This is a genomic window from Microbacterium sp. Y-01, assembly GCF_003856715.1.
Lineage (GTDB): Bacteria > Actinomycetota > Actinomycetes > Actinomycetales > Microbacteriaceae > Microbacterium > Microbacterium algeriense.
In genome coordinates this window covers 2,748,852-2,759,654 of record NZ_CP024170.1, presented here as the reverse complement: position 1 = coordinate 2,759,654, position 10,803 = coordinate 2,748,852, and the positions used below count along the sequence as shown (strand labels likewise).

At 67.1% G+C, this 10,803-nt stretch carries 11 protein-coding genes; 8 read left to right on the top strand and 3 right to left on the bottom strand.

Going from position 1 to position 10,803, the window contains the following annotated elements; translation table 11 throughout:
- Positions 1-109: 109 nt before the first annotated feature.
- The 5 genes from CSX12_RS13115 (at position 110) to mobF (ending at position 7,911) form a co-directional block, all read left to right on the top strand.
- The gene (locus tag CSX12_RS13115; protein WP_206427089.1) at positions 110-1,327 is read left to right on the top strand and encodes an extracellular solute-binding protein; all 1,218 of its coding nucleotides are present in this window, start codon (positions 110-112) and stop codon (positions 1,325-1,327) included.
- 157 nt (positions 1,328-1,484) lie between these two features.
- Positions 1,485-2,315, top strand: coding sequence for a sugar ABC transporter permease (locus CSX12_RS13110; protein WP_124896079.1), 831 nt, complete (start codon positions 1,485-1,487; stop codon positions 2,313-2,315).
- Positions 2,312-3,160, top strand: coding sequence for a carbohydrate ABC transporter permease (locus tag CSX12_RS13105; protein ID WP_124896078.1), 849 nt, complete (start codon positions 2,312-2,314; stop codon positions 3,158-3,160). Before CSX12_RS13110 ends, CSX12_RS13105 begins: the two co-directional genes overlap by 4 nt.
- 53 nt (positions 3,161-3,213) lie before the next feature.
- Positions 3,214-4,005, top strand: a complete 792-nt coding sequence (locus CSX12_RS13100; RefSeq protein WP_164479584.1) for a carbon-nitrogen hydrolase family protein — start codon at positions 3,214-3,216, stop codon at positions 4,003-4,005.
- Between the two features lie 396 nt (positions 4,006-4,401).
- Entirely contained in the window at positions 4,402-7,911 is a 3,510-nt protein-coding gene (gene mobF, locus CSX12_RS13095; protein WP_124896908.1) for a MobF family relaxase, read from the top strand.
- Positions 7,912-7,921: 10 nt separating this feature from the next.
- Here mobF and CSX12_RS13090 read toward each other — a convergent pair whose 3' ends face one another.
- Both CSX12_RS13090 and CSX12_RS13085 read right to left on the bottom strand, forming a co-directional pair.
- On the bottom strand, positions 7,922-8,107 hold the full coding sequence (locus CSX12_RS13090; RefSeq protein WP_277425098.1) for a histone-like nucleoid-structuring protein Lsr2: 186 nt from the start codon (positions 8,105-8,107) through the stop codon (positions 7,922-7,924).
- A gap of 69 nt (positions 8,108-8,176) precedes the next feature.
- Entirely contained in the window at positions 8,177-8,944 is a 768-nt protein-coding gene (locus CSX12_RS13085) for a hypothetical protein (protein ID WP_124896075.1), read from the bottom strand.
- A 127-nt stretch (positions 8,945-9,071) separates the two neighbouring features.
- On the opposite strand from CSX12_RS13085, the gene CSX12_RS13080 reads away from it, so the two are divergent.
- From CSX12_RS13080 to CSX12_RS13070, 3 genes are read left to right on the top strand one after another with little or no spacing between them, the layout of a single operon-like run.
- Entirely contained in the window at positions 9,072-9,305 is a 234-nt protein-coding gene (locus CSX12_RS13080) for an addiction module protein (protein WP_124896074.1), read from the top strand.
- Positions 9,302-9,613, top strand: a complete 312-nt coding sequence (locus CSX12_RS13075) for a type II toxin-antitoxin system RelE/ParE family toxin (RefSeq protein WP_124896073.1) — start codon at positions 9,302-9,304, stop codon at positions 9,611-9,613. Before CSX12_RS13080 ends, CSX12_RS13075 begins: the two co-directional genes overlap by 4 nt.
- A gap of 33 nt (positions 9,614-9,646) precedes the next feature.
- Positions 9,647-10,144 carry a hypothetical protein gene (locus CSX12_RS13070; protein ID WP_124896072.1) on the top strand — a complete coding sequence of 166 codons (498 nt, stop codon included), beginning with the start codon at positions 9,647-9,649 and terminating at the stop codon, positions 10,142-10,144.
- A gap of 286 nt (positions 10,145-10,430) precedes the next feature.
- Here CSX12_RS13070 and CSX12_RS13065 read toward each other — a convergent pair whose 3' ends face one another.
- On the bottom strand, positions 10,431-10,793 hold the full coding sequence (locus tag CSX12_RS13065) for a hypothetical protein (RefSeq protein WP_017202652.1): 363 nt from the start codon (positions 10,791-10,793) through the stop codon (positions 10,431-10,433).
- Between the last annotated feature and the right edge of the window lie 10 nt (positions 10,794-10,803).

Here is a 10,803-nt window from a genome sequence, read left to right as displayed (position 1 = left end):
GATCGCGAAGTCCATAGCATCGGGGAATCACGCAACAACACGAGGAAACGAGGCAACTATGAGAATGCGCAGATCACTGAGGCCGCTGGTTGCCCTGAGCAGCGCGGCAGTGTTGGCGGGAGCGTTGGCGGGGTGCTCATCAGGTGACGACGATTCGACGACGATCACGTTCCTGAACACCAAGTCCGAGGCGACCGACTTCTTCGCGCAGGCCGTCGCCGACTTCGAGGCCGACCACCCCGACATCGATGTCGTGCTCGATCAAGCCGCCGACGCCGACGACGGCTTCACGCGGCTGCGGTCTCTGATCTCCAAAGGCGACGCCCCCGAGCTCGTCGCCGGGCTGGGCAGCACTGATATGGCCGAGTTGAGCCAGCAGGGCGTCTTCGCCGATCTGTCGGGCTTCGACGTCATCGACGACATCGACCCTGCCGCTTTGGAGCTCGTCAACGAACTGGGCCGAAAGGACACCGAGCAGAACACGATTCCGTTCTCGATCTCCACGACGGGCATCCTCTACAACGCCGAGGTGTTCGACAAGTTGGGTGTGGAAGTGCCTCAGACGTGGGATGAGCTCATCGCGGCCGCTGACGTCTTCCAGGCCGCCGGCATCACGCCGGTCGTGGGCACCTTCGCCGACGGGTGGACGCTGCAGTTCGCCTTCAACGCCTTGTCCGGTCAGCTCCAGCCCGAGGACTTCTTCGCAAGCATCGCCGACGGTGTCGCGGCGGATGGCGGGCAGCCCTCCTTCACGGCGGACTACGAGGAGGTCGCCGATAAGTTCGTCCAGCTGTTCTCGTACGCGCAGGGCTCGGCCGTCAACACCGACTACAACTCCGGGAACGCCATGATCGCGAACGGAGAGGCGGCGATGCTGGTGCAGGGGCCGTGGGCTGTCGCACCGATCCGCGAGGTGAACCCGGATGTCGATCTCGGCTCCTTCCCTTTCCCGGGCACGGACGACCCGGATCGGAACGGGCTGGTCGCCAGCTCCGATCTGTCACTCGCGCTCTCCGCGGACGCCGCTGAGAACGCCGCCGCGACAGAGTTCCTGGATTACCTGATGTCGCCCGAGGTCGTCAACGGCTACAACGAGGACGCCGGCTACTACTCCCCGCGCATCGACGCCCCCGTGAGTGAGGACCCCGCCCTGTCGGGACTTCACGAGGCGTATGCGGCGGGCAACTATTTCACACAGACGATCAGCCTGATCCCCTCCGCGATCGAGATCTCGAACTATCTGCAGTCGCTGGCCGTGGACAAGGACACCTCCGCGTTCCTCACCACTCTCGACGAGCAGTGGAACCTGGTGGCGGACCGTTCGTGACCGCCTCGGTGCGGCCACCCGGTGACATCATCGGTGGCCGCACCGACCGGCATCCCGCCCGCAGCCGCTCGATCACGAACTGAGAACGCATATGAGACATACCAAGAGACCGCGCACTTCCCGGCTCCGTGCACGCGTCGAGCCCATCTATTACGTCATGGTCCTGCCGGCGCTCGTGCTCTTCGTCGCCTTCCTCGTCGTCCCGCTCGTCGCGGGAGTCAGCGCGAGCTTCACCGACTACGCCGGTTATGGTGACGCGGACTTCGTCGGCCTGGACAACTACATCGCGTTGTTCAAGGACCCGCAGGTGGCACAGGCCTACCTGTTCACGATCGGGATGGCGCTCGTGTGCACCGTGCTCGTCAACGTCGTCTCGTTGTTCCTGGCGATCCTGCTCAACGTGCACACCCCCGCGCGCGGCTTCTTCCGTGCGTTGTTCTTCGTTCCCAAGGTGCTGCCGATGATCGTCATCGCCTTCGTGTTCAACTTCATCTTCAGCAAGGCTGCGACGGGTCTCCTCGAGCAGGTCACGGGCGAATCCGCTTCTTCGATTCTCAGCGACCCCAATCTCGCATGGATCGCGATCGTCGTCGTCACCATCTGGCAGGCATCCGCATTCACGACCGTCATCTATCTCGCGGGCCTCCAGACAATCCCCGAGGAGATCTACGAGGCCGCTCAGATCGACGGCGCCGGCGCGTGGCGGCGCTTCCGGTCGATGACGTTACCTCTGATCGGGCCGTTCCTCACGATCAACATCGTGCTGAGCATCAAAGACTTCCTTCAGATCTTCGACCAGATCGTCGGCCTCACCGACGGTGGGCCGGGGACCTCGACGCAGTCCGTCGCCATGCTCATCTACCGCGGCGGCATCGGCGGCAGCGAGTACGGGTACCAGATGGCGAACGCCGTCATCTACCTGCTGGTCATTCTCCTCTTCTCCGGCGCGTATTTGCGCTTCTCGTCCAGAAAGGCGGCCACCCTGTGACTTCGCTTGCTGTCAGGGGGCGTCGGCGTCGGTCATCATCGACGCGGAACATCGTCGTGCTCGCCGTGTGCGCACTGACCATCCTGATCCCGCTCTATATCGCCGTCGTCACGGCGCTGAAGTCGCCCGGGGAGATCATCGCGGGCACGGGGATCGAACTGCCCGGGAGCCTCTACTGGCAGAACTTCGCCGACGCCTGGACGTCGACGAACTTCCCCCGAGCCCTGCTGAACACGGCGACCGTTGCCGCGGGCACGGTGCTGCTGGTCCTGGTGGCGACCTCAGCGTTCGCGTACGCGATGGCCAGAAACCTTCACCGCTGGGAGTTCCGTGTCGCCCACGTGTTCGTGCTGGCGGCGCTGTTCGTCCCGTTCCCTATCGTCATGCTGCCGCTGGTGCAGCAGACCGCGGCGTGGGGGATCGACAACCTCTTCGGGCTGATCCTGCTGTACTTCGTCTTCAACCTGCCGCTGAACACTCTCCTGTACACGAGCTTCATCCGCACGCTGCCGATCGAGATCGAGCAAGCCGCGCAACTCGATGGCGCCAGCACCGGACGCGTTTTCTGGCGCATCGTCTTCCCGTTGCTCGCGCCGATGAACGCGACGGTCGGCATCCTGATGTTCCTGCATTCCTGGAACGACTTCCTCCTGCCGCTCGTGTTGCTCACAGACCCCGACCTGCGGACCCTGCCGCTGGCGCAGAGCGTCTTCTCCTCCACGACCAACGTCTCGTACGGGCCCGCGTTCGCCTCGTATCTCATGTCGGTGCTGCCGGTGCTCGTGGTGTACCTCATCAGCCAGCGGTGGGTGCTCTCCGGGGTCATGCGCGGCGCAATCCAATGATGCTTCGCAACGGCGCAGATACTCCCCACGTACTTCACAGGAAAGGTACACAGATGGAAACGATCCGAGTCGCGATGGCGCAGATGCGCGTCGACCCGGGCCAGCCGGAAGCGAACATCACCCGGGCGGTCGAGATGATCGGGCGGGCGGGAGAAGAGGGCGCCGATGCCGTCGTGCTGCCCGAATGCCTGGACCTCGGCTGGACCTCCGCGTCGGCCCGCGAGCTGGCCTTGCCGCTGCCCGGCCGTGCCGGAAGCCTCGCCGACGCCGCGCGAGAGGCCGGCGTGATCGTCGCCGCGGGACTCGTCGAGCGGGCAGGAGAAGCCCTCTACAACGCCGCGGTGCTCATCTCCGAGAACGGCGAGATACTGCAGCGCTACCGCAAGATCAACGAGGTCCCCTTCGCCCGCGAGGTCTACGAGACAGGCGACGAGATCCGTTCCGTTCCGACACGCCTCGGCCGGGTCGGAATGAACATCTGCGCCGACAACAACTACCAGTCGTTGTACCTCGGCCGCTCGATCGCGGCGCTGGGCGCACGCGTGCTCTTCTCGCCCTCCGCATGGGCGGTCTCACCAGAATTCCTCGCAGACGACCGACGCTACGGCGACGAATGGATACTGGCATACAGCGCGATCGCCCGGGAGACCGGCATGCCAGTGATCGGAGTCAGCAACGTCGGCCCCGTGATCGGCGGTGAATGGGACGGCTGGTCCTGCATCGGCGCCTCCCTCGCCGTGGGTCCGGACGGCACGGTGCTCGCGCAACTGCCGTTCGGACCCGACGCCGAACACCTCACGGTCGTGGACGTCCCACTGCGCGAACCGACCGCTACGCGCGGGTAGGCCGCGACGCCCCATCGCGCTGCACCGCACGGGCTCACACGACTCGAGAACGCCGCTGCCGGTCGGAGGCGGCCGGCACGCTCGCGAAACTCCCTTAGCCACGGGTCCATGGACCAGATGCCCTGCCGCAGCGCGATGATCGCCGGAGAGCCCCGTGGTGCGCTCCGCGACGAGGCTTACACTCCCCGAGATGGACAGCGAGATTCCGCACCCAGCGTCGCCGTCCGCTGCATGCTCGCGGCCTCGACAGCCTCCGTGTCGAGGCCGCGAGGTGTCTCCGCGGGTGCCCGCGCATCAGCGGGCAACCAGCATCGCATCGAAACCGATGGTCGTCGACACACAAGCCCCCGCGGCAGAGGGTGTAAGGGTGCGCACCTGTGCTGTGTGACGGTGTCGATGCGAGTGCTCAGCGCGGGAGAGGGCTACAAGTACCTGCTCAAGAGCATCGCGGCCTCGGACGGAGACCGGGACCTCGCTGTGTCTCTGACCCGGTACTACGCGGAGGCGGGCACGCCTCCCGGATTCTGGCTCGGGAGCGGATTGCCGGGACTGGGGGACGGGAGCCTTGAGGCGCAGGCGGTGGTGGCGGAGGAGCAGTTGCGGCGTCTGCTCGGGGCCGGGCAGGACCCGGTCACGGGTGAGCCGTTGGGGCGGTCCTACTTCGCCTTCCGTCCGCTGGCGGAGCGGATCCGGACACGGTTGATGGCGCTCCCGGAGGGGCTTCCGGTCGATGAGCGTAAGGCGCGGGTCGAGGCGATCCGGTTGGAGGAGCGGGCACGGAAGACACCAAGAGTGGTCGCGGGGTTCGATTACACGTTCTCGGTGCCGAAGTCGGTGTCAGTGCTGTGGGCGGTCGCCGACGGCGGCACGCAGGCGCTCATCGCGCAGGCCCATCACGCGGCGATCGGTGAGGTGCTGGAGCTGATCGAGCGTGACGTCGCCGCGACACGGACCGGCACGAATGGTGTCGCGCAGGTCGAGGTGCGCGGGGTGGTGGCGACGGCGTTCGACCACTTCGACTCCCGTGCGGGGGACCCGCAGTTGCATACGCATGTGGTGATCGCGAACCGGGTGCAGGCCGCGGACGGGAAGTGGCGCACCCTGGACGGCCGCCCGATGCACGCTGCGGTCGTCGCCTTGTCGGAGCATTACAACGCGATCCTCGCCGACCGCCTCACCCGCGCCCTGGGCGTCGGCTGGGACGAACGAGACCGGGGGAAGAACCGGAACCCGGCGTGGGAGATCACCGGCGTCACCGAACGCCTGGTGGAGGAGTTCTCGTCCCGGGCGGCGGCGATCGAGGCCGAGAAGGACCGGCTGATTGCTGAGTATGTGGCGAAGTATGGCCGTCAGCCGTCGGATACGATGGTGATCCGGTTGCGGCAGCAGGCCACCTTGAGCACCCGCCCGGGCAAGGAGGTGCGGTCGCTGGCGGACCTGACGGCGCAGTGGCGAGAGCGCGCGTCGCGGACGTTGGGTGAGGACGCGACGACCTGGGCGACCCATCTGATCCGCGCCGGGCACGGTCAGGTGGTGCTGCGCGCCGACGATCTGCCGTTTCAGCAGATCGCGGTGATCGGGCAGGCGGTGGTGGAGCAGGTCGGGGTGAGACGGTCGACGTGGCGGCGGTGGAACCTGCATGCCGAGGCGTCCCGGCAGACGATGGGGCTGCGGTTCGCGTCCACCACCGACCGTGAGGCGGTGATCGGGATGATCGTCGATGCCGCCCAGCACGCCTCCCTCACCCTGACCCCACCCGAGCTCGTCACATCCCCGGCCGAGTTCACCAGGGCCGACGGGTCGAGCGTGTTCCGGCCCAGGCACCACGAGGTGTTCTCCTCGACCCGCATCCTCGACGCAGAAGAGAGGTTGCTCGCCCTGTGCCGGGCGGGCACTGCTCCGGCGGTGCCGTTGCGGGTCGTCGGCGGTGTCGTCGCCCGGCCGGGTCGGCGTGGGGTGCGGTTGTCGGTCGAGCAGCAGACCGCGGTGGAGAAGATCGCCGTCTCCGGCCGCACCGTCGATGTGCTGGTCGGGCCGGCCGGGACCGGGAAGACCACCACACTCGGGGCCCTGCGGCGGGCGTGGGAGAAGACCCACGGACCGGGCAGCGTGATCGGGTTGGCGCCCTCGGCCGCTGCCGCCGAGGTGCTTTCGGAGGATCTCGGGATCGACACGGACAACACCGCGAAGTGGCTGCACGAGCACGACCGCGGCCGGTGGAACCTCACCGCCGGGCAACTGGTCCTCGTCGACGAAGCCTCCCTCGCCGGCACACTCGGCCTCGAACGCCTCGCCACGCACGCTGCCGACGCGGGCGCGAAAGTCGTGCTGGTCGGCGACTGGGCCCAGCTCACCGCCGTGGACGCGGGCGGCGCGTTCGGGCTCCTGGTCCGCGACCGCGGCGACGCCCCCGAGCTGGTGGATGTGCGCCGCTTCCACGCCGACTGGGAGAAAACCGCATCCCTCCGGCTGCGCCTCGGGAACACGGAGGTGATCGACACCTACGACGACCACGACCGCATCATCGGCGGCGACCACGACGACATCCTCGACTCCGCCTACCAAGCCTGGGTCGCGGATGTCGCGGCGGGCAAGAACAGTTTGCTGATCGCCGAGACCACCGAGACCGTCGCCGAGCTGAACACCCGCGCCCGCACCGACCGCGTCCTGGACGGACATGTCACCGCCGACGGGGTGCGGCTGGCCGACGGCACCCTCGCCGGCACCGGAGACGTGATCATCACCCGCAAGAACGACCGCCGGTTGAGCACCCGGGGCGGGTCGTGGGTCAAGAACGGCGACCGCTGGCACATCACCACCCATCACGACGACGGAGCCCTCACCGTGCGCCGCGCGGACTCCCGCAGCCGCGCCACCATCCTCCTGCCCGCCGCATATGTGGCCGAGCATGTCGATCTCGGCTACGCGGTCACCGCCCACCGAGCCCAGGGCGCAACCGTGGACACCGCGCACGCGATCGTGCACTCCTCATCAATGACGCGGGAGAACCTCTATGTCGCGATGACCCGCGGCAGGGCCTCGAACACCGCCTACGTCGCCACTGACCAAGCCCACCTGGAAGAACACCAGCTCCCCGACACCGAGCCCACCGCCCGCTCGATCCTCTACGGAGTGCTGCAGCATGAGGGCGCGGAGAAATCCGCGCACGAGACCATCGAAGCCGAGCAGCAAGCGTGGGCATCGATCGCGCACCTCGCCGATCAGTACGAGACCATCGCGCAAGAAGCGCAGACCGAGCACATCACGGAACTCCTTGTTCGTGCGGGCCTTGACCAGAACCTCGTCGATGAGCTGACGGAGTCGGAGACGTTCGGGTCCATCGTCGCCACCCTGCGTCGCGCGGAGGCTATCGGGCACCAGCCAGACCGGCTGATAGACCGGGCACTCAAAGCCGGACCACTCACCGATGCCGACGATCCTGCGAGCCTGCTGCGCCACCGCGTGCAACAGCTCGTCATGCGCACCAGCCCTGGACGCGGACGAGGAACACGGCGCCGATTCATCGCCGGTTTCATCCCCGAAGCAGTCGGCGCCATGCCCGAGGACATGACCCGCGCGCTGACCGAACTACGAGCACTCATTGAGCAGCGCGCCCAAGCCCTCGCGGACGACGCCCTCACCGAGAAGCCTCCCTGGATCAAGACCCTCGGCCCCCAGCCTCGTCCCGGTTCAGCAGCGAGAGAGCCGTGGGACATGGTGGTGCGCATGGTCGTCGCCTACCGGGACCGCTACGGCATCACCGACCGGATCCCGCTCGGGGCGAAACCAGATGCAACCCAGCAGCGCCTCGATCACGAACGCATCGATGGCTTCCTCACCAGCCTCCGCCAGCCTGGTGCGCCTTCGGCCACTCCCGAGGTCACGCGAGAGGGGATCGGACGGTGAGCGTTCCCGGTCAGGGCGCGGCGTCGTACGTGGCGAGGATCGCCGCCGAGACACGTCCCCGGTCGCTCACCGTGTACCCGTGAGCCTGCGCCCGCTCCCGGATCGTGCTGAGATTGCGGCCCTGGCCGGCAGAAGACACCGGCCGCCCGGCTGGCTGAACCGCCGTTCTGCGTGCCATGCGTTGATCGTGACGCACCAGAGGGGCGCCGCATTTCTGCGACGCCCCCTGGCACCTCAGCCTCAGTATGTCCCTATCCGTACGCGGTCATCTGCTCAGTGGCTCCGCGCGGGCGGCGATGTTGCGACCGGTGACCCCGGTCGCAACAGTCGGCGACGCCGGCCCGAGCTGCCGGACACGCTCCGACGGCGCCGCCGCCTCGGCCGCGTGAGCGATACTGCGGGTCAGGCCCACGTGTCCCAGCGAATGATTCCACGCCAGGTGATACGGGCCGCTGCGGAATTCTCTATCCCATGTCCCGGCCGGCGGCGTGGCGTAGACGTGACCGTTTGCGGCGGCCGCCTGCTCGGTCTCGTCTCCGAAGTCCCACTGCGCCAGATGCGCGATCGCTGCCTCCGGGCCCCGCTCCTCCAGAATCGAGAGCGCGGCGTCCGCGTCTTCGCCCTGCAGGAACACCACCGACGCCCACGGCCCTTCCTCCTCACCGGACCGCCCGGTGAACACCTCCGGTTCTTCGAGCTCGAACGACGCCATCGCCAGCTCGTCCTCGTTCAGATACGCCTGCTCATACACCCACTCCGGGTAGGCGTCATCGGGCGGGCACATTCCCGACCGGTATCTCTCGCCGGCATCAGAGAGGAACCCCGCCAGTACCCCGACCATCCGCGACGCCGGCACATCCATCCCGCCCGCATACAGATCGGCGCCCCGGTAGACCCGGTCGCCGGCTCGCACCTCATATGAGAACTGCATCCGGGCCCCGCTTGCCTCATCGGGTGTCGCGCCTGCCTTCTCGACCCGCAGCGACATGCCGCCGGCCACCGTCGATGCCTTGCGATCCAACTCCGAAGCCATGACCACTCCTCGCATCTATCGATCCAGAGGTACGAGACGACCACCCCAGGCGGCGCCGAGGACTCCTCCCATCCTCATGACCGGGTAGACCTCGCTGATCTGGACGGCGCCACGGTAGAATCGGGGCATGACGGTGACTGAGGTGATCCAGGCTGCGATGGCGCTCACGCCCGAGGAGCGCTCGCGGGTCGCCGACGTGCTCTACGACGTCGATGCCCCCGACCAGGCGGTCATCGATGAAGCTTGGGCAACCGTCGCCACACGAAGGGCCGATGAGCTGGAGAACGGGACGGTCGCGGTGCTATCCCGTGAGGAGGCCAACGCCTACCTCGACGCCCGTGCGGCCGAGAGAAGCGCTTGACGCTTCGTGTCGGGTTCCACCCTGATGCCGTTCGTGAACTGGACGATGCGATCCAGTGGTACGACCAGGGTGGCCTGCACCGCGGCGCGAGGTTCCGCACCGACGTCGACCGGGTCATCGACCGTCTCCTTGAATGGCCGGAGTCGGCCGAGATCATCCCGGCCGCACCGGCCGGCCGTGTCTTCCGTCACGCCAAGGTGCCTCGCTCGCACTACCGCATCGTCTACTACGTCACCGACGAAGCCTTGAAGATTGTCGCGATCGCCCACGAACGGCGCATGCCGCTGTACTGGAGCGGAAGATACTGACACCGCCACGGCGACCGCAACTACCCTGAAGGCATGGCGACGATCTTCCTCAGCGTGCGGGTCGCGCTCGATGACGTGGATGAGATGCTCGATGTTGCGAGCGGCCTCGGATACGAGGCACGTCCGATCGGCGGCAGGCGCGGCAGCACTCTCGTGCTGTTCGAGACGATGACCGTCGACGAAGCAACGGGCGAAGGCGCCGCCGAACAGCAGGTGCGTGAACGTGTCGCTGCGGCGTTGGCAGAACACGACATCGAACACGAGGTGATCGGCAGTGGGGCGGATGCATCGAGCATCACGAAGTCGCTCTTCACGATCAGGCCCATCGGGGCCACCGACGAGACCAACACGCTCGAGATCCGCGCTGACAACCGAGCCGAGTTCGAACAGCGCCTGGCCGCCGTGCGTTCGCTGTTCAGCCGGGAACCGTGGCCGAGCCAGGACCTCGTCGGATACGAGGTCACCGTCGAAGGCCTCGCCGCCGGAGATCCCGACGTGCAGCGCCCGCCCTTCCTCCCGAAGCGGCGATAGATCCACGACAGACTCGTGCAGATGCCAGCTGGGACGAGTACAATTTGTCCTGTGTCACGGCTCGTTTCGGCGGGTGCAACAGCCTTTTCGGTATGAGTGGCACGCAGGTGGCACGGACGGTCTGCGGAGACGCAGAGACCGCAAGATTACGTCCTTCCCGACGAGAACTGGGACTTCTGACAACACGGCCGCGGCCCTAGGCTGCGGCGGCGTCGAACGATTCAAGCCCCCGTCTGCACTCGACATCGAGAGCGCAGGCGGGGGCTTGGTCACATTCTGCCCTCGATCACTCCTCGGACCTCTCCATCGTGATCCACCTCACACCGTCCGTGCCGGGCGAGATCCGGCCCACGGCGTCCGTCTCCAGTTCTTCCATGAGGGGCACGAGGAACGTCCACAGCGCCCAGTGTGCCGGCGTGGTCTCGCCATCCTGCCCTCTCCCGTCGCGCGTGGCGGGTGGAGGAAGCGTCACGCGCGCACCGAACCGCGTTCCGGCGGCGTCGATGATCTCCGCCGTCAGGACGCCCCGATCGGCATCGAGGCGCGACAGCTCGAACCCGGCCGGAACGACGAGCGTCCCGCGCCCTTCGTCCCACGCCTCACGGACCGCCGCTCGGTAGCGCTGCCCATCCGACTTCTGCGTTGTCATGTGCAAACCC